17 protein-coding genes and 1 pseudogene are annotated in these 20,182 nt (G+C 42.0%); 13 read left to right on the forward strand and 5 right to left on the reverse strand.

Annotation, left to right across the window (positions count from 1 at the left end; translation table 11 throughout):
- The first annotated feature begins 100 nt into the window (after positions 1-100).
- From CDG60_RS06720 to CDG60_RS18515, 7 genes are all read left to right on the forward strand, one after another.
- The gene (locus tag CDG60_RS06720) at positions 101-1,246 is read left to right on the forward strand and encodes an iron-containing alcohol dehydrogenase (RefSeq protein ID WP_087511253.1); all 1,146 of its coding nucleotides are present in this window, start codon (positions 101-103) and stop codon (positions 1,244-1,246) included.
- A 12-nt stretch (positions 1,247-1,258) separates the two neighbouring features.
- Positions 1,259-2,671, forward strand: coding sequence for a sigma-54 interaction domain-containing protein (locus tag CDG60_RS06725; protein WP_087511255.1), 1,413 nt, complete (start codon positions 1,259-1,261; stop codon positions 2,669-2,671).
- Between the two features lie 48 nt (positions 2,672-2,719).
- On the forward strand, positions 2,720-4,177 hold the full coding sequence (locus CDG60_RS06730) for an NAD-dependent succinate-semialdehyde dehydrogenase (protein ID WP_087511257.1): 1,458 nt from the start codon (positions 2,720-2,722) through the stop codon (positions 4,175-4,177).
- 77 nt (positions 4,178-4,254) lie between these two features.
- Positions 4,255-5,625, forward strand: coding sequence for an MFS transporter (locus CDG60_RS06735; protein WP_087511259.1), 1,371 nt, complete (start codon positions 4,255-4,257; stop codon positions 5,623-5,625).
- Positions 5,626-5,972: 347 nt separating this feature from the next.
- A complete protein-coding gene (gene purL, locus CDG60_RS06740) occupies positions 5,973-9,809 on the forward strand; it encodes a phosphoribosylformylglycinamidine synthase (protein ID WP_087511261.1) in 3,837 nt (1,278 codons plus the stop codon).
- Between the two features lie 97 nt (positions 9,810-9,906).
- The gene (locus tag CDG60_RS06745) at positions 9,907-10,629 is read left to right on the forward strand and encodes an abortive infection family protein (protein WP_087511263.1); all 723 of its coding nucleotides are present in this window, start codon (positions 9,907-9,909) and stop codon (positions 10,627-10,629) included.
- A 135-nt stretch (positions 10,630-10,764) separates the two neighbouring features.
- Positions 10,765-10,890: a KGW motif small protein gene (locus tag CDG60_RS18515; RefSeq protein WP_264757143.1), complete on the forward strand. Its 126-nt coding sequence runs from the start codon at positions 10,765-10,767 to the stop codon at positions 10,888-10,890.
- A 79-nt stretch (positions 10,891-10,969) separates the two neighbouring features.
- On the opposite strand, the gene CDG60_RS06750 is transcribed toward CDG60_RS18515, so the two are convergent.
- The gene (locus tag CDG60_RS06750; protein WP_087511265.1) at positions 10,970-12,712 is read right to left on the reverse strand and encodes an FAD-dependent monooxygenase; all 1,743 of its coding nucleotides are present in this window, start codon (positions 12,710-12,712) and stop codon (positions 10,970-10,972) included.
- 166 nt (positions 12,713-12,878) lie between these two features.
- On the opposite strand from CDG60_RS06750, the gene CDG60_RS06755 reads away from it, so the two are divergent.
- Together CDG60_RS06755 and CDG60_RS06760 are read left to right on the forward strand one after the other, a co-directional pair.
- Positions 12,879-13,778, forward strand: coding sequence for a LysR family transcriptional regulator (locus tag CDG60_RS06755; protein WP_087511267.1), 900 nt, complete (start codon positions 12,879-12,881; stop codon positions 13,776-13,778).
- On the forward strand, positions 13,771-14,088 hold the full coding sequence (locus CDG60_RS06760; RefSeq protein ID WP_087511269.1) for a YqfO family protein: 318 nt from the start codon (positions 13,771-13,773) through the stop codon (positions 14,086-14,088). Before CDG60_RS06755 ends, CDG60_RS06760 begins: the two co-directional genes overlap by 8 nt.
- Before the next feature lie 192 nt (positions 14,089-14,280).
- Here CDG60_RS06760 and CDG60_RS06765 read toward each other — a convergent pair.
- Together CDG60_RS06765 and CDG60_RS06770 are read right to left on the reverse strand one after the other, a co-directional pair.
- Positions 14,281-15,042 (reverse strand): annotated as a pseudogene (locus CDG60_RS06765) (nitroreductase family protein).
- A gap of 102 nt (positions 15,043-15,144) precedes the next feature.
- Positions 15,145-15,945: an enoyl-CoA hydratase-related protein gene (locus CDG60_RS06770; protein WP_087511271.1), complete on the reverse strand. Its 801-nt coding sequence runs from the start codon at positions 15,943-15,945 to the stop codon at positions 15,145-15,147.
- 99 nt (positions 15,946-16,044) lie between these two features.
- On the opposite strand from CDG60_RS06770, the gene CDG60_RS06775 reads away from it, so the two are divergent.
- The 3 genes from CDG60_RS06775 to CDG60_RS06785 all read left to right on the forward strand — a co-directional run bounded on the left by CDG60_RS06775 (position 16,045) and on the right by CDG60_RS06785 (position 17,750).
- The gene (locus CDG60_RS06775) at positions 16,045-16,611 is read left to right on the forward strand and encodes a nicotinate-nicotinamide nucleotide adenylyltransferase (protein ID WP_087511273.1); all 567 of its coding nucleotides are present in this window, start codon (positions 16,045-16,047) and stop codon (positions 16,609-16,611) included.
- Between the two features lie 109 nt (positions 16,612-16,720).
- On the forward strand, positions 16,721-17,119 hold the full coding sequence (locus CDG60_RS06780) for a nuclear transport factor 2 family protein (protein ID WP_087511275.1): 399 nt from the start codon (positions 16,721-16,723) through the stop codon (positions 17,117-17,119).
- A 79-nt stretch (positions 17,120-17,198) separates the two neighbouring features.
- Entirely contained in the window at positions 17,199-17,750 is a 552-nt protein-coding gene (locus CDG60_RS06785) for a YceI family protein (RefSeq protein WP_227542958.1), read from the forward strand.
- Positions 17,751-17,839: 89 nt separating this feature from the next.
- Here CDG60_RS06785 and argP read toward each other — a convergent pair whose 3' ends face one another.
- Entirely contained in the window at positions 17,840-18,733 is an 894-nt protein-coding gene (argP, locus tag CDG60_RS06790) for a LysR family transcriptional regulator ArgP (protein WP_087511701.1), read from the reverse strand.
- 116 nt (positions 18,734-18,849) lie between these two features.
- Here argP and CDG60_RS06795 point away from each other — a divergent pair, with 116 nt between their 5' ends.
- Positions 18,850-19,449, forward strand: coding sequence for a LysE/ArgO family amino acid transporter (locus CDG60_RS06795; RefSeq protein WP_087511278.1), 600 nt, complete (start codon positions 18,850-18,852; stop codon positions 19,447-19,449).
- A gap of 92 nt (positions 19,450-19,541) precedes the next feature.
- Here CDG60_RS06795 and CDG60_RS06800 read toward each other — a convergent pair whose 3' ends face one another.
- Complete coding sequence (locus CDG60_RS06800) at positions 19,542-20,003, reverse strand: peroxiredoxin (RefSeq protein WP_087511279.1); 462 nt, start codon at positions 20,001-20,003, stop codon at positions 19,542-19,544.
- Positions 20,004-20,182 lie beyond the last annotated feature (179 nt).

Raw genomic sequence — 20,182 nt, forward strand, 5'->3', positions numbered from 1 at the left:
CATTTTGATATATGAAAGGTCGGAGACTGATTAAAGAAAGATGGACAGGAAATCCATCAGCGGTCTTGAAGATTTTTGAATATGTGAAGGGAAGTACAGCATGCCAAATTTATCTATTTTTAAAAGTGCCGGAAGACTGGTGACAGGACGGGATGCGCTGGACAGTCTACAGAGTGTGCTTGAAAAAATGAATGCAAAACGTGCATTTATTATTACTGATCAGGGTGTTATGAACTCTGGAACGATCAACAGAGTGCTGGAAAAGCTGAATATTCCTTTTGATATTTATGATCAGGTCAATCCAGAGCCTGAGCTGGAACAGGTTGAACGCTGTATTGAGTTGTTTCATCAGCAGAAAAATGATGTGCTGATCGCCGTGGGCGGTGGCAGTGCAATGGACGTTGCAAAATGTACTGCTTCACTGTCAGACAAGCCTGGGACGGTCAGGGATTATATTGGTCTGGACACCATCAGTTCACGCAATATTCCTTTGATTGCAATTCCAACCACATCAGGTACAGGTTCCGAAGTGACCAATGTGGCAATCCTTTCAGATACCGCAAAACAGACGAAAGAAGGCTTTGTTTCTGAAGCACTGCTGCCGGATATTGCGATTGTTTCTCCTTATATGTCTTTAACCTGTCCAGCATCTGTGACGGCTGCAAGTGGTGTCGATGCTCTGGTACACGCAGTTGAGTCCTATATTTCACTGAACCGATCAGAAATTACCGATGGTCTGGCATTGAAAGCCATTCAACTGATCTGTGAGTTTTTGCCGCAGGCTTATACCAACCCTGAAGACCTGACAGCCCGGGAAAAAATGGCAACGGCAAGTCTGATAGCAGGGCTGGCTTTTGGTAATGGTGGTGTAGGTGCAGTACATGCACTGGCTTATCCACTGGGTGGAAAATATAAAATGTCTCATGGGGTCAGTAATGCATTAATGCTGCCTTATGTCATGAAGTGGAATGCTCAGGGATGTGAAGAACGCTTTACAGATATTGCGGTTGCAATGCGGCTGGAAGTTTCAGCAGATCATGCAGAAAACGTTCAGAAAGTAGTTGCTTATTTGCATGATTTTTGTCGTAATTTAAATATCCCTTCAGGTCTGAAAACTCTAAATATTCCTTTTGAAGATATTCCATATCTGGCAGAAGAAGCTATCAATGTTAAAAGGCTTTTAAAGAATAATCCCCGAGTTTTGAGTCTTTCAGATATTGAGGAAATTTACCGCGAAGCATATTAAAAGGAACTTTATATGCAACAACTTTCAACTGATTCTGTGCAGGAATTAGGGCAAAAACTGATTCGTTTCTGTAAGTCTGATGATGCCTTTGTTTCTGAACCGGTGAACTCGATTCTTGAAGCTATTCAGGATGGTCTGTACATCACTGATAAAAATGCAATCACGGTTACTGTGAATAAAGCATATGAGCGGATTACAGGTCTGGACAGGAAACTGCTGATCGGTCGCAGTATGGATGAAATTGTGACCCAGGGGTATCTGACCAACTCGATCAGTGCGGATGTTCTGAGAAAAAAGGAAGTGGTCACCACTGTCCAGACCATCAATCAGAATCAGAAAATACTGGTAACAGGGAGTCCGCTTTTTGATGAACAGGGAAATGTCAGTTACATCATCAGCAGTGTGCGGGATGTAACCGAACTTGTTGCTGCAAAACATGCTCAGGAACAGCTGGAAAATCTTTATAAAACCAAGTCTCAGCATAAAGTGCAGTGCAGTGACACTGATTTTATTATTTCCCGACAGTCACAGGCTGTTTTTGACCAGGCAACGCATATTGCTCAGTTTGACTGCAAAGTACTGATTCAGGGCGAAACAGGAACAGGGAAAAGTAAACTGGCTCGCTATATACACAGTTGCAGTCCTCGGGCTTCTGAAGTGTTTATGGAGCTGAACTGTTCCGGTATTCCTGAAAATTTACTTGAAATAGAACTTTTTGGTTATGTCGCAGGTGCATTTACAGGAGCATCTGCCAAAGGCAAAAAAGGTCTGCTTGAAATTGCACACAAAGGCACACTTTTTCTGGATGAAATAGGTGATCTGCCGTTGCCATTACAGGTCAAAATCTTAAAGGTTATTGAAGAACAAAGGTTTATACCGGTCGGTGCGACGGAATATAAAACTATTGATATCCGGGTTATTTCAGCCACACATAAGCATCTGAAAACTCAGATTTCTAAAGGTGAGTTCAGGGAAGATCTGTATTATCGCTTAAATGTGGTGGAGCTGGAGCTTGCACCTTTAAGAGAAAGACGGACAGAAATTATTCCACTCATACAGTTTTATAAAAATCACGTTAATCAGAAATATGGGCTGAATACGGAGATTGAACTTGAAGTACTGGAGTTTCTTTCCTGCTGGAACTGGCCCGGTAACATCAGAGAGCTGATTAATCTTGTGGAACGGCTGCTCGTATCCAGTACAGACCGGATGATTACACTGAATCATCTGCCGAAAGAATTTACTGAATTTGGATTAAAAAAAGCAGTATCCACATCCTTGAAAGATCGCATGGTTGCCTATGAAAAGAGCCTGATTATTGAAGCCATGAGTAAGTTTTCTTCAATGCGTCAGGCAGCGATGGCACTTGGGGTGGATCAGTCCACCCTGGTGAAAAAAATAGCCCGTTATAAGCATGAACCCTAAGCATCACTGAGCAGGGAAACAGGGAAATACAGTTTCAGGAGTAAGAAAATGGATGTTACGGCGTTATCGGTATTTGAAAACCGCTGTCTGATTAATGGTCAATGGATTGAAACAGGGGAAACAGCTTCTGGGCAGCGAATAGACGTTACAAACCCTGCCACAGGGGAATTGATCAGTTCTGTGCCTGTACTGTCTGAAGCTCAGATTCATGAGAGTGTTCTGACGGCACAGGCAGCTCAGGTGCTGTGGAAAAAATATTCTCCACAGCAGCGTGCGGATATTCTGAAGAAATGGTTCAACCTGATGCATGATCATAAGGACGAATTGGCGACTTTACTGACTCTTGAGCAGGGTAAGCCTTTGAAAGAGTCCAGAGGTGAGATGACCTACGCTGCCAGTTATCTGGAATGGTATGCAGAAGAAGGCAAGCGAGCGTATGGGGACATTATTCCTTCTGCGGACAGCTCAGAAGTCCTTGTTTTTAAAGAGCCAATCGGGGTCTGTGCAGCAATTACACCGTGGAATTTCCCTGCGGGCATGATTACCCGTAAGGTCGCGCCTGCATTGGCTGCGGGCTGCACCATGATTTTAAAACCGGCATCTGAAACACCTTTAACCGCACTGGCTTTGGCAAAACTGGCCACTGAAGCAGGGGTGCCTGCAGGTGTTCTGAATGTGGTGACAGGTTCTTCGACATTGATTGGAAAAATCCTGACTGAAAGTCCTGTGGTTAAAAAGCTGAGTTTTACAGGGTCTACACCGATTGGCGCAAAACTGATGGAACAGTCTGCACCGACCATTAAAAAACTGTCACTTGAACTGGGGGGGAATGCACCGGTACTTGTTTTTAATGACTGCAATCTTGAGCTGGCAGTTCAGCAGGTACTGGACTGTAAATTCAGAAATGCAGGTCAGACCTGTGTCTGTGCCAACCGTATTTATGTGCAAAGTGGAATTTATGATGAATTTCTGGAAAAACTGGCACAGAAAGTTTCGCAGTTAAAAGTGGGTAATGGACTGGATGAATCAACAACAGTTGGACCTCTGATTAATGCCAAAGCCACACTGAAAGTTCAGGAGCAGATCGATGATGCACTGGCAAAAGGAGCAGAGCTGGTTACTGGTACAGTTGTGCAGCAGCCTGGGAACTGGTGCGTACCGACTGTACTGAAAAATGTCAGTCAGGACATGCTGTGTGCAAAAGAAGAAACCTTTGGACCTTTGGCACCGGTTTTTGTATTTGAAACTGAAGATGAAGCAGTGCAGTACGCAAATGATACTGAGTTTGGACTGGCTTCTTATGTCTTTACTCAGGATCTGAACCGGTTTATTCGGGTTTCAAGAGCACTGGAATACGGCATGGTTGGTGTAAATACAGGCATTTTATCCAATGAAGCTGCGCCATTTGGTGGTGTTAAGGCATCAGGACTGGGACGTGAGGGAGCAAAATACGGTCTGGAAGACTATCTGGAAATTAAATATGTATGTGTAGGGAATATCACATAAAAATCAACAGTTTTTGCTGAAAACGGTTCTAAAAAATTCAGCTGCTGTTTTATGGAAATGAAGAAGGGAAAAATAAAATGGAATTGACAACAGATAAGTCTGCTGCACTGGAAAGTGCAGCAAAGGATAAAGCATCCATTCGGAAAGTGGTTGGCGCCTCAATGGCAGGCACAGTGGCTGAGTGGTATGAGTTTTTTATTTACGGGATTGCAAGTACGCTTGTATTTTCCAAACTTTTCTTCCCATCCAGTGGGGTTGGGGTTTCTGTATTTGACGGGATTATTGCCGCGTTTGCAACCTATGCCGTGGGCTTTCTTGCACGACCAATCGGTGGTCTGGTCTTTGGTCATTTTGGTGATAAATACGGTCGTAAAAAACTTTTGCAGATCAGTCTGATCCTGGTTGGGGCTTCAACATTTCTGATTGGCTGTATACCAGGTTATGCCTCGATTGGTTATATGGCACCCGTACTGCTGGTCATTTTAAGATTTATACAGGGCTTTGCTGTCGGTGGTGAATGGGGGGGTGCAATGCTGCTGGTCAGTGAGCACAGCGATGAAAAGCGTCGTGGTTTTTACTCCAGTTTTCTACAGGCAGCTGCACCTGCGGGAAGTGTTGCAGCCAGTCTGGTACTGCTGACACTCTCTATGACACTTCCAGAAGAATCATTCCTGGCATGGGGTTGGCGGGTTGCTTTCTGGCTTTCAGCAGTCATTATTATCATTGGTTATTATATCCGTAAGAATGTAGAAGAATCGGACGTCTTTAAAGCTTCACTTGAAAAGCAGGAAGCGACCCGAAAATCCTCAGCCGGTCTTAAAGAAGTACTGAAATATTATCCAAAGCAGGCAGTCTGCGGCATGCTGATGCGTGTGGGTGAAAACTCGGCTTATTATATTATTGTGGTTTTCTCGATCACCTATCTGTCGGTTCAGCATCATATTGGTTATACCACCATGCTTTTGCTGCTCCTGTGTGCCAATACCTTCCATTTTTTTGCCATGATTTTTGGTGGTCATCTGTCTGATAAGTTTGGTCGTAAAAATATCATGATGTTTGGCTATGTCGGTATTTTACTGTGGATGCCATTCTATTTTCATGGACTGGATCAGGGAAGTTTTGCGGTCACTCTGTTTGCAATGTGTGTCGGTTTATTTTTCCAGGGCGTGACGTATTCAGGACAGGGCGCAGTACTGGCGGAAATTTTCCCGACCCGCATGCGTTATTCAGGTGTTTCGTTCTGCTATCAGGTTGCCGGTATTCTGGCAGGTTCAATTGCACCAATGATTGCTACAATGCTGTGGAAAGAGTTCGGCAGCACTTTACCGGTTATTATTTATATTATGAGTATCAGTGTGATGTCGATGATTGCTATTTTCCTGCTGAAAGAATCCAAGCATAAATCACTGAAAGAAATTGATCTCGAAGACCGTAAAAATATAGCTTAGTACTGAAATTTTTAATCTGATTTTCAATAGGACAGGACTGAATCATCCAGCAGATGTTTCAGTCCTGCTTTTTATGCAATAGATCATATTTCATAAAGACGGTTTCATTCAGATATGCAGCCGGTGTTCCTGAATTATCTGGATACAAACAGTCTGAGCCTTTCTATTGCTGTAGATTCAAAACTTTTATCTGAAAACAAAGCAGTTCTTTGAACTATTATACGATTAGCTTGCAGATTCGTGATTTTCCATCTAGCTGATTTGAGTAATACACAGTAGAATATGCGCTCTCTTCAAGTCACATTGCGGTGGGATCTTTTCGACCTGCCCGTGGAGCCAAAAACAGCATGTTTATCGTTGCCGGTGCACCTGCACACTCTTCTTTTAAGCAAACACAACTATTAGCACGCCTGGCGTCAATCAGTTCTGTTCAATCAATAGAAAGCCAATGGGTTTACCTTTTCGACCAAGCGCTCAACGAGCAACAACAGCAATCTGCTTTACAGCTTTTAAACGATGGCGCATCGTTTGAAGTTCGTCAGGCTGCAAGTGATGAAGTCCAGATTTTAGTGACACCTCGTGTCGGTACAATTTCACCGTGGTCATCAAAGGCAACTGATATTTTTGCCAACTGTAATACACCTGTACACCGCCTAGAACGCGGTGTTTTGTTTACTTTAAAGGGTATTTCTGACGTATCTGATGAAGTTAAACAGGTTTTACATGACCGTATGACGGAAAGTGTTTTTGCTCAGATTGATGATGCTGCTGCATTATTCTCTGAAACTGCACCAAAACCTTTAAATTCAATTGATATTTTAGGTCAAGGTAAAGATGCATTAGTCAAAGCAAACTCTGAGTTTGGTTTTGCGTTGTCTGACGAAGAAATTGATTATTTAGTTGCGGCATTCAATAAACTGGGTCGTAACCCACATGACATCGAACTGATGATGTTTGCTCAGGCAAACTCTGAACATTGCCGTCATAAAATCTTTGGTTCTGAATGGACAATTGATGGCGAAGTTCAGCCATTGTCATTGTTCCAGATGATTAAAAATACGTATAAAGAATCTCCTACTGACGTATTGTCAGCATATAAAGACAACGCTTCTGTAATCGTGGGCTTTGATACTCAACGTTTCTATCCGAAAAAAGACGAAGCGACAGGTCACCACGTTTATAAATACAAGAGCCAAGCCGCTCACATCCTGATGAAAGTGGAAACCCACAACCATCCAACAGCGATTGCACCATTTGCAGGCGCTGCGACAGGTTCAGGCGGTGAAATCCGTGATGAAGGCGCAACAGGTCGTGGTGGTAAGCCAAAAGCGGGTTTAACAGGTTTCACTGTTTCTAACCTGAACATTCCTGGTTTTGAACAACCTTGGGAAGACAACTACGGTAAACCATCCCGTATGGCTTCACCTTTACAGATCATGATAGATGGTCCTTTAGGTGGTGCAGCATTTAACAACGAATTTGGTCGTCCTGCACTGAACGGTTACTTCCGTACATTTGAACAAAATGTCAATGGTGATGTGAAAGGTTTCCATAAACCAATCATGATTGCAGGTGGTTACGGTAACATCCGTCCTGATCATGTCGAAAAAGATGCAATTCAACCAGGCGATTTACTGATCGTACTCGGTGGTCCTGCAATGCTTATCGGTTTAGGTGGTGGTGCAGCGTCTTCTGTAGACAGCGGTAAACTCGGTGAAAACCTTGATTTTGCTTCAGTTCAGCGTGAAAACCCAGAAATGGAACGCCGTTGCCAGGAAGTGATTGATGCCTGCTGGAGAATGGAAGATTTCAACCCAATCGTATCTGTACATGATGTCGGCGCGGGTGGTATTTCCAATGCAATGCCTGAACTTGTTAATGATCACGAGTTAGGCGCAATTCTTGATCTTCGTAAGATTCCATCCTTAGAGCCTGGCATGTCTCCAATGGAAATCTGGTCAAACGAAGCTCAGGAACGTTATGTCCTTGCGATCAAACCAGAATCTTTAGAATTGTTTGAATCCATCTGTGCGCGTGAACGTTGCCCATTTGCCGTTCTTGGTGAAGCAACTGAAGCACGTCAGTTGACTGTAAACGATCCATTGTTTGATAACAAAGCTGTGGATATGCCAATGCAGGTAATGCTTGGTGGTACTCCACGTATGAGCCGTTCATATGAAACTGTTGAACGTAAAGGCGATGATTTTACTGCTGCACAAGTAACTGATTTAAAAGATGCGATTTTCCGTGTCTTAAAAAATCCAACGGTTGCATCTAAATCATTCCTGATCACCATTGGTGACCGTTCAATCACAGGTATGGTTGCACGTGATCAGATGGTGGGTCGCTGGCAGGTTCCGGTGGCGGATGCTGCTGTAACAACCACAAGCTTACAAGGCTATACAGGTGAAGCAATGGCAATGGGTGAACGTCCACCTGTTGCATTGTTGAATCCTGCGGCTTCTGCTCGTTTATCAGTTGCTGAATCCATTTCTAACATCATGTGTGCCAACATCGAACAGATCAGTGACATTAAACTGTCTGCAAACTGGATGGCGGCTGCGGGTCAGAAAGGTGAAGATCAGGCATTATTCGAGGGCGTAAAAGCCATCGGTATGGAAATGTGTCCTGCACTGGGTATCGCAATTCCAGTCGGTAAAGACTCATTGTCTATGCGTACCACCTGGAATGACGAAGGCGAAGACAAATCTGTAACTTCACCAATGTCTGGCGTGATCACTGCATTTGCACCTGTTTTAGATGTACGTAAAACATTAACACCTGAATTGAAAAATGAAGATTCAGTACTGGTTCGCATTGATTTATCTAAAGGTCAGTTCCGTTTAGGCGGTTCGATCCTTGCACAGGTTTATAAAGCAATCGGTTCAGTGACACCTGATGTCGACAGTTTTGACGATTTCAAAGCATTTTTTGCACTGGTTCAGGACTGGAACAACCGTGGCTTGATTAAAGCGTACCATGACATTGGTGATGGTGGTTTACTCGCAACTGTTGCAGAAATGATGTTTGCTTCACGCTTAGGTGTAGCACTTGAAAATCAATCGACTGAAAGCTTATTTGCAGAAGAAATTGGTGCAGTATTGCAGATTTCTAAAGCAGACTGGGCAACATTGGCTGATGAAGTTGCTGCTTCAAGCTTGAAAGATGCGATTGCTGTTGTCGGTACAGTGAGTGATTCAGACACATTGTCTGTGAATGGTTTAGTACTTGAACGTGCTGAATTACAACAAGCTTGGACTGAAGTTTCACATCAAATCCAACGCTTACGTGATAACGTTGAAACAGCTGATTCTGAATATTCATTGATTGCTGATAAAAATCATAAAGGTATCATTGCATTACCAACATTCGATTTGAATGAGCCTGTAGAAGCGCCGTATATCAATGAACGTCGTCCGAACATGATGATTTTACGTGAACAAGGCGTAAACGGTCATGTAGAAATGGCTGCTGCATTTGATAAAGTTGGCTTTAACACTGTCGATGTTCACATGAGTGATTTACTTTCAGGTCGTATTGATTTAGACGACTTTGAAGGTTTAGTGGCGTGTGGTGGTTTCTCTTACGGTGACGTATTGGGCGCAGGCGGAGGTTGGGCTAAATCAGTCTTGTTCAATCCAAAACTGCGTGATCAGTTTGAAAAATTCTTTAACCGTGACAATACTTTCTCTGTCGGTATCTGTAATGGTTGTCAGATGCTTGCACAGCTTGCTCCACTGATTCCAGGTGCAGACAACTGGCCTCGTTTCCGTCGCAATACGTCTGAAATGTTTGAAGCGCGTGTTGTGAACGTTAAAGTTGAAAAATCTCCATCTATTCTTTTAGAAGGTATGGAAGGTTCAATTTTACCAATCGCTGTGGCGCATGGTGAAGGTCGTGCAGATACTTCTGCTGAAAACTTTGCATCGTTGAATGCGGGTAATCAGGTGATCTTACGTTATGTAGACAGTCAGGGTAATGCAACTCAACAGTATCCGATGAACCCGAATGGTTCGCCTGAAGCGATTTCTGGTGTGACTTCAAAAGATGGTCGTGCAACGATTATGATGCCGCATCCTGAGCGTAATTTCCGTGCGATTCAGCATTCGTGGAAACCTGAAGAATGGACTGAAGATGGTGCATGGTTACGTATGTTCCGTAATGCACGTAAGTTTATTGGTTGATTGATTTAGTTATCAATTGATTTGAAGAAGCCCCGAAAGGGGCTTTTTTGTATGTGATTAGCTTAAACTATTTAATATGAAATATGGTTTTAAAAATATGAGTGAATTAATTGAAAAAGTATTGTCAATACAAGAACTTCTTATTGCTCGTGCTATGGATGAACATCATCAGGGAGCGAATGACACATTTTTAGAACTGCGTAATGAGATAATTGCAATTAAAAGCTTAAGTCAATATATACCTAGCATACTAAAAAATTCACGTTCATTAGATCAATTTTCTGAGTATTTAAAATATAATTTTAATAGTTATCAAGATTGTAAAAATCTAATTTATAACGAATTTAATGAACTATTTGATGTGCTTGAAAACTTAGATACTACTCCTCTGGATCAACTGGTAATAAGTACTTTAGATAAACTTAGTTCAGATTATATTCATCAGATATGGCAAAAAGCACTAGAGCGTAGGAACTCTGATCCTGAGGGGGCAATTACTATAGCTCGTTCACTATTAGAATCTACATGTAAACATATCCTTGATGATATGCAAATTGATTATGGTAATGCACCTGAAATAAATCATCTTTACCGTTTAGTTAGTAATGAATTAAATCTTGCTCCATCGCAGCATACAGAAAAAGTTTTTAAACAAATTCTAGGTGGTTGTAATTCTGTTGTGGAAGGTTTAGGTGCTTTAAGAAATAAAGTAGGGGATGCACATGGTCAAGGAAAGAAAAATTTTAAACCATCTGCAAGACATGCAGAATTAGCTGTGAACTTGGCAGGCACTATGGCAGTTTTTCTTTTTTCATCGTGAAATTTAAAAAATGAATAAATATTGTTACATTTGAAACCTTGGTTTATTTTTTGCTTCATTTAAATTGTTTAGATAAGGATAGATTTTTTGCTCCATATCTTATCAATTCAGTGAAGAATAAATGAGGGTGCTAAAATGATAAAAACAGTCAATTATCAAAGTATAGATCGGGTCGCATTACGCCAAAAAGGTTGGTTGTGGTTTGGGATTATCATGTGTTTACAAATATTTATGATTTTAACGGCTTATTTGTTTGCATAGATTTGTTGTATGGATTAGCAAAAAGACAGCTAAATTTTGTACTTTAATAAAAAAACCACCCGAAGGTGGTTTAAATTGATCAAACAGATAATTGAATCTGCCCCAATACAGCCTTCAATGTATTTGCATAGTCAAAAGCATCATTTGTGCTGTCCTGATAACGCCATGCGACATAGCCATCAGGGCGCACCAGTACTGCACCAGATTCATGAATTTCAGATATTGCATTCCATGTGCCATAAACATCACGGTAGTCACGTGAGCCAATCTGAATGACATTCATATAAGGTAAATCCAATGCTTCAACTGCTTTTTCCCAGCCTTTACCTGACAGTCCTGTGATTAAGGTAAAATGCCCTTTACCGCTGATATCCAGTGTTGAAAGTTTCTGACCTCCGGCATTAACCAGCCAGGCATGCGGTACTTTTGCACCTGGACGTGTGGTTGCCTGTAAGTACAGTTGTTGATCTTTTTCAAACACTTCAGGTTCAGACTCAACAATCACTGCATTTGAAGCATAACGCTGATTCAGCTCTACACCCTGAGCATTAAACTCAAAGTTTTTAATTTCCAGTGCCTGATACAGTTTCTGACGGATTTCAGCACCTTGTTCATTTTCAGCGAAGATACGTTCCAGCATTTGTTTTTGCGTGGTCACACCCTGGTCAAAGCCAAAAACTTCTTTGAGATGTTTGTAGTCAAAGCGTGACTGGTTGGCACGCGCTACAATCTGTTTGCCAACAGGAGCACGCTCCAGTGTATAAGAGTCAAGCAGAGCAGGTTGAGCCCAGCCTTTCACTGCGTATGCGAGTTTCCAGCCCAGGTTAAAGGCATCCTGCATACAGGTATTTGAACCTAAACCACTGGAGGGTGGATGACGGTGTACTGCATCACCGCCACAGAATACACGACCTTTGGAATATTCGGTTGCCCAGGTCTGGTTAACGTACCAGTATGACAGTTTCTGGATTTCGACATCTTCAACTTCAGTACCCACAAAAGTATTGAGACGAGCACGAACCTGCGCTTCTGTGACTTGTGGTTCGCCTTTGGATATGTCAAAACCCCAACCCATAATCCACTCATTCCATGGCGTTATGGCACGCAGCAAGCCCATTCCTAAGTCACCAAAACTTGCTTCAGGATTGACAATCCATTGCAGAATAGCAGGGCGATGCTGAACGTATCTGGATAGATCTGCTTTAAAAGTCACATAAACTGTACCTGCACGGGACATCACGCCTTCAAGTGGTAAATCAAGCTGTTCAAGAACACGTGACTTAGCCCCATCCATGCCCACTAAATATCTGGCACGCAAGCTGAATTCGGTATTGGTGATATGATTTAAAAAGGTTGCAGTAACACCATTTTCATCCTGGACATGCGATAAATATTCAGTGTTGAAGTTATAGATTGCGCCTCGTTCACCCGCATTTTTGACCAGTAATGCTTCCATTTTGGGCTGGATTAAATCCACCAATGGACAAGGACTGCCCTTAATATAATCCCCGTGACGTTCATCTCCAGTACCCCAGGCACTTAAACGGGCAATTTCTTCACCAACCAGACTAGTGGTTACCAGACTTTCCCCCATCTGTTCCCAGGGAGTGGCAATTTCCTTAACCTGTTCTTCAATGCCTAAATCACGTAATACTTCCATGGCACGCTGGTTGGTAATATGCGCACGTGGGCTGTTGGCTAACCAGTTAAACTGAGTAAAAAGCTGAACCCTCACTCCATAACCTGCCAGTGCTAAGCCCAGGGTTGAGCCCGCAGGTCCCGTACCAATGACTAATACATCGGTATCATATGCTTGTGTCATACTTAAATCCGTCTTTTTAAAATCCAGTGCAGTCTTTGACTGGTGCAGCACCTGAGTCTATGCAAGAACTTCGGGTTATGAAATGCGTATTGGTTTTAAGTCTGGGTGTATATGGATTTCCTCTGCATACGTTTGATGATGAGGGAAATAATGAATAGGTTGTACGATGGAACTGCGTCATTTACGTTACTTTTTAACGGTTGCTGAAGAGCAAAGCTTCACCAGAGCTGCGGAAAAACTGTTTACGGCTCAGCCATCTCTGAGTCAGCAGATTAAAGATCTGGAGCAGGAAGTGGGTGTCGCGCTGTTTGAACGTTCAGCACGGAAAGTTATATTGACGGATGAAGGGCAGGCTTTTCTCATACATGCAAAACAGGCTCTGGAGAGCAGTAAACTGGCTGTGGCAGCTGCCAGGCAAGTGGCACAACAAAAGAATAATCAGATTCATATTGGCTTTTTAAATGTTGCGGAAATTAAACTGATGCCAGGTATTCTGGCACAGCTGAAAACAACCATTCCTGATTTAAAAATTCATCTGCACAGTCTGACCTGTTCAGAGCAAATCCAGGGACTGAAAAATGCGGAACTGGATTTAAGCTTTACCCGTTATGAGTTGAGGCATCCTGATTATGAAAATATTCACTTAATGAGTGAGCAGATTTATCTGGTCGCTTTGGACAGTTTGCATCCAGCAGACCGTCCTTTGAAACTCCAGGAACTGAAAAATCATACCCTGATCATGTGTGAGCAAAATGCTTCACCAGTTTTTTATGAAGAACTGAATGACATTATTCCATTTGATCAGCAAAGCCATGATCAGATGTTGTGGGTGACCAATGTGATGCAGCATTTAAACCTGATTAATATGGGAATGGGCTTTAGTTTTGTACCTGAATATTTATTAAAATTTTTAAATCCTCAGGTTAAAATTATTCAGACCGATACAGTTTTACCTGAGCTTGGTTTATATGCAGGCTATGCTAAAAATACCAGAAATACCGCGCTGAATCTGATCATAAAAGCCTTAAAACAGGATCATGCTGTTACAGAGGGTAAATATGCTTAAACTCATTTACTATGTTCCTGAATCACATCTTGAACCCACCAAACTTGCGATATTTGCAGCGGGTGCAGGTGGAATCGGTAATTATGAACACTGTGCCTGGCAGGTTTTAGGTACAGGGCAGTTTAAACCTGTAAAAGGAGCCAATCCGTTTATAGGTGAACTGGATACTTTGGAGAGTGTTCCTGAATGGCGGGTGGAAACGATAGTCCCTGAAAATAAAGCAGGTGATGTGGCAAGGGCTCTAAAGGCGAGTCATCCTTATGAGGAACCTGCTTTTGAGTTTATTCAAACCGTGGAAGTTCATTTTTAATGATTTAAGCCAATATCATTGATTCTGCTGCTCTAATTTCCTATTTGAGTGTAGATGATTTTTACTTTTCACGGGCGAAAAGTAACAAAAGCCCTTTATTAGACTGATGGGACGTCCTGTCCCACAGTCTAACGGGCGACATCCATGTCGCCTTACGCGTATCCAATTATGTTGATAGGCGGAAATGTTAAATCAAACCTTCTGAATAAATAAATCACGGTCAAAACGATACTGCGGAAAGAACACACCATCAGTTGCACGTTCACCAGCTCCAATCACCATCACAGGATATTGCTGATCATTCAGATTTAAAATCTTTTGCACCAGTGGTTAATCAAAACCTTCCATCATACAGCTGTCAAAACCGTAAGCACGTAAAGCCAGAACCAGGTTTTCACAGGCAAGCGCAGTGGTTTTGCTTGCCCATAATTTAGCATCAGCCTGATTAAAAGCAGTCACAGGCAATTGTTTATCAAGTGTACGTGCAACTTTGAAAGCTACTTTCTTAAAGTTACCAAGTGAGTTGAAGTAACCTGTTTTATAATTATATGGAATAAACCTGTAATACTTCTGCACTGCAGCAGGAGCTTCAGGAAAGGGAAATTCTGAAATATTACGCTTTGCCATTTCATCGACACGGTCGGTACGTGCTACACAGACGATCAGTTCAGCCGCAGTTTTTGCAGCCAGCTGTCCTAGACATGCTTTTACGAGCAGCTTCTTTTTAGCAGGGTTTTGCACCACATAAAATGTCCATGGCTGTAAGTTGGATGAATTGGGTGCCAGCAGGGCAAGGTCCAGACATTCATCCAGAATTTCAGCAGGAATTGCTTTGTCAGTAAATTTACGTACAGAGCGGCGGCTTTGAATGACTTTTTTGAAATTTTCAACATCTATGTCTGTCGGTGCTGCTTCAAAATAGCGTTTCTTTTCGGTTTTAGCTTGTTCAGTCATGGTTTATATATTCACGAAAGGATTTGAAGTTTTAATGGGGATCAAACATGAAAAAACCACTTAACACGTACTGCTAAGTGGTTTTTATCTCAATGAACAGAATCAGTTGAACTGAGCAAAATCAGGTTTCCGTTTTTGCATAAATGCAGCAACGGCTTCAGCCATTTCAGGTGACTTGACACGCTGCATGAAAATGACAGCTTCATCATCAACACACTGAATGATTTCTTCCAGATTATGTTTCATCATCTTTTTGGTCTGTACCAGAGATGCCAGTGGTAGTGCAGCCAGAGTCTGAGCCTGACGCAGTGCATGACCATAGACATCATCTTCAATGCTGTTGATCAGACCTGCTGCCAGTGCTTTTTCACTGTTGAACTTCTGAGCTGTCAGTAACAGTTCAGCTGCTTTATGGTAGCCAGCCTGCTGAATCAGCAGTTTACTGGAAGCACCTTCGGGTGACAGCCCTAAGCTGACAAACGGAATCTGGAACAGTGCGGTTGAGTCACTGTAAACAAGATCTGCATGAAGAAGAATCGTCACCCCAATGCCAATTGCAACACCACGGATCGCACAGATGAGTGGCTTGGACAGTCGTGCAGCAGATTTCAACAGTACAAAAGGAGGACCATCACCTTCTTTGCCCACTAAAGGCTGGGAGATGAATGCCATAAAATCTTTCATGTCATTGCCGGCACTGAAATCAGCATCTGCACCACGTAAAATGACGACACGGACATCACGATCCTGATCGGCTTCATCAAGTGCTTTAGCAATCCATAAGTATAATTCACCATACAGAGCATTTTTAGCTTCTGGACGGTTAATGGCGAGTGTAAGAATGCCATTTTCAAGATTTGCGTTTAAATGTTGATGTGGTTGTTGAATACAACTGAGTGTCATCGTACTATCCTTGCTTCAATCTTAATTAGATTTTATGCCCTCATTATGTCGCATATTTTATAACGTGGCACAACTGGTGAGTTCATAAAAAATGAATCCATGAACTATACATTTGATTATCTTGTTTATATTGGACGCTTCCAGCCTTTTCACCTGGCGCATATGCAGACCATCAATATTGCATTGCAACAGGGGCAGCATATTATTCTGGCACTGGGTTCCGCTCAGGATGAACGTAATGTCAAAAATCCATTTTCGGCATCTGAACGGGAACAGATGATTCTTTCAAATTTTTCTGAAGATATGCAGAAACGTATTCATTTTGTTCATGTGATTGATGTCTATAACGATGTGAAATGGGTCAGACAGGTTAAATCGCTGATTGCAGAGGTGGTTCAACCCTCTGATCGGGTAGGATTGATTGGACATTTCAAAGATGATTCCTCTTATTATCTTGCGCTGTTTCCAGAATGGCCTTTGGTTGAACTGGACAGTCTGAAAGGCTCAATTTCAGCGACACCGTTACGCGAAGCGTATTATCGCGGTGAAATCATGCGGGCAGAATTTCCGCAGGGAACGATCAGTTTTTTGGAGCAATTTCAGAAAACTGAGACTTATCTTGAACTTAAAAATAAGTTTATGAGCGGTGATGCTTCAAATTTATAAAGACTCAAATAGCGGTCAGTAAAATTTGTATCTGTATCATCAGAATTAACAGAACGGGTTGTTAAAATCATTCATGATGTGTGGAATTACATGCCGTGAGTAAAATGATATGAACAACAGCATTTCAGAAATTCAGCAGTTGATACAGCATTATTTTGATGGTCTGTATCGTTGTGATGTTGCATTGCTCAGTCAGATTTTTCATCCCGATGCACGCTATGTCACGGCGACTGAAACACCTCCTTTGATTCTGTCTGTTCCTGAATATTTTAAAATTGTTGAACAGAGAACCTCTCCTGAGTCTTTAGGGCAGGAGAGACAGGATCAAATCACCTCTATTCAGATTTTAAGTGAAACCACTGCTGTGATAACGCTTGAATGTGTGATTGCACCCAGATATTTTTATGATGTGCTGACATTGATTTATATGGATCGGCAATGGTGGATTATTTCCAAAGTGTTTCATTACAAAATATTCAATGAACAGATACAGACTCATTTTCAGTAGACAATTAAGGTATTTTATTGATTTTCATTCATGAAGAAATGAATTGTTTATGCGGAAGATTCAGTTTTTGAAAAAAAATATGTTATTGAACAGTGCTGTAACTCTGATGGTGCTGAGCCTGCTAACATCAGCAAATGCCGGGACTTATACACTGGCTCAAAACAGTCATGTTGGCTTTCACATTGAATCCATGGGTGTCAATATTGTGAAAGCCCAGTTCAGTAAAGTTCAGTCATCTTTGAATTTTGATGTGAAAGCGCCACAGAATGCTTCAACCTCTTTTGTCATGGATGTAAACAGTCTGAGTGTGAACAAACCATCTCTGAAAAATATGATTATGGGGCAGGATCTGTTTTATGCTGCGAAATACAAAACCGTCAGTTTTAAAAGTACTGTATTTCAGCCCCTCGGTGGTCATCATTACAACATTCAGGGTTATCTGACTTTAAGGGGAGTTACCCGACCGGTTACTTTTACTGCAACCATTAAACCTGTTGTGGCAGATGCCAGTGTGATGGATTTTAAATCTTCCACCACGATTAAGCGCAGTGATTTCGGTATGAAAAAAGCAGTGGGTGGTGTTGGTGAAAAAGTCAGTATTGATGTTTCAGGACAATGGAAAGCTCAGTAATTTTCAATGAAAAACCTGAAAATGGCGAATGAATCTGTTCGCCATTTTTTCTGTCTACAGGTTTTGACTGATCTGATGGAAATAAACCATCAGCCATTTAAGAAATACCTGGCTTGCGTGGTCAGTAACTGAGTCAGGCTTTGTAATGGTGCAGACTGCTGTTTCCAGTGATGCCAGTATAAAGGCAGATCAATGCAAAGTTCAGGGGCAATTTCCAGTAATGTTTTATCCTGAAAATATGATTTTGCCTGGTGAAAAGGCAACCAGCCATAACCCAGTCCCATTGTAACTGCATCAACAAAAGCAGTGGATGACGGTACAAAAAAATGTGGGTATTGCGATGAATGCAATCCAAACTCGCGCTGTATGTATTCGGTATGCATTTGATCCTTTGCATTGAAAATAACGGCTGGAGCATCGCGGAGAGTCTCCCTGTGTACGCCGTGGCTAAACCATTGCTGTGCAAATTCAGGTGTACAGCAAAAATGATAATGCATGGTGCCCAATGGACTCGCGACACAGCCTTTCATGGCACTGGCTTCAGCACTGACACAGGCATTGACCAGACCGGCTTCCAGCAGGTGATGTGTTTCAGACTGATCATCCACATGAAAATGCAATGTGATTTTTTCCTGGATAAGTGTCTGCTTCAGCAGAGGGAGTAACCAGGTGGCCAATGAATCTGCATTACTGGCAATTTTCAGCTGATAAAAAGCAGAGTCTGAAGACTTTCCCTGTAACTGCTGAGTCAGGTGCTGTTCCATCAGTTGTATCTGTTGCAGATGCTGCAACAGTTCCTGTCCGGCAGCAGTTACACGGCAGGGACGATCCCGCACGATCAGTACCTGTCCCAGCTGTTTTTCCAGATTCTGGATACGTAAAGTCACTGCGGAAGCTGTGATATGCAGTTTGTCTGCCGCCTGCTCAAAACTGCCACACTCTGCAAGTGCCAGAAAGGCTTCACTTTGCCTGCTTTGTAATATAGACATGACGGGTTTTAAACTAAAAAAAATTTAGTTTAACTGATATTTATTTAAAAATATTTAATATGATGAAAATTTACGGATAATGGCTGCATTGTAAAATTGATGAATTAATCATGTTAAATGCAGTGACTCAAGGCTTTCTGGTGGGGCTCAGCCTGATTGTAGCGATAGGGGCACAGAATGCTTTTGTACTCAAACAGGGGCTGAAAAAGCAGCATATTTTCTGGATCTGTCTGGTCTGTGCGCTGTCAGACTCATTACTGATTTTATCAGGGGTTATGGGCTTTGCTCGGATCATGATTCAGTATCCTGCGGTTGTGCAGATCAGTAAATTTGCAGGTGCTTTGTTTCTGATCGTATATGGCGCACAGCATTTTTATCATTCGTTTAAGCATAGTGCTGTGATGCAGGAAAGTGGTATTCACAAGCAGCATTTAAGTGAGTTGTTACTGATCTGTCTGGCTTTAACCTGGCTGAATCCGCATGTCTATCTGGATACAGTTGTTTTAATTGGTACGGTGTCCACTCAGTTTGTAGGGCAGGAGATGGCTTTTGCAGCAGGAGCAATCACGGCTTCCTGGTTGTTCTTTTTCAGTCTGGGTTATGCCGCCAGGTGGTTGCAACCTGTATTTACACATCCAGAAGCATGGAAAATACTGGATTTTCTGATAGGTGTTGTGATGTGGTCAATCGCAGTTTCACTGCTTATATAAACTCAGTACCTGTATGGAAGGGAACGGTACATCTGCTGAACAGACACAAAAAAAGCGAAAGATATTTTTCGCTTTTTTCAGAACTGTAGGGCTTATGCGTTTTGCAGAGCTTTTAGATCTTCCAGTACTGCTTCAGCATGACCTGCTGCTTTAACTTTACGGTATTCTTTCACCAGCTGACCTTGATGGAAAATGAAAGTTGAGCGTTCGATGCCCATGACTTTTTTGCCATACATATTTTTTTCTTTAATCACATCAAAGTGCTTACACAGAACTTCTTCTTTATCACTGATCAGATCAATGCTCAGGTTCTGCTTTTCAGTGAAGTTCTGATGAGCTTTGACAGAGTCACGGGATACACCATAAATATGGCAGTTCAGTGCTTCAAACTGATCTTTCAGACATGAAAAACCAACTGCCTGAGTGGTGCAGCCTGGGGTATTGTCTTTGGGGTAAAAATAAATAATCAACCATTCGGCAGCTGATGTTGCTAGATTGATTTCTCCATTTGTTGTTGGAAAAATTTGATCTGGAAGTTGAATGCTGTCAGACATATAAATAATCCTTCATGTTCATTTTGACGATGAATGAATGCTAAAAGTATTTTTCAGAACCAAGAATATCATCTTTATATGAAAAATTGCTTTGAAGTGGCATTGTTCATACATGATGTATTTTGAGTTTATTCAGGTTTAAACGGATAGGCAGTGAATACCATGTGCTTGAGCATAAA

It is taken from the genome of Acinetobacter chinensis (genome assembly GCF_002165375.2).
GTDB lineage: Bacteria > Pseudomonadota > Gammaproteobacteria > Pseudomonadales > Moraxellaceae > Acinetobacter > Acinetobacter chinensis.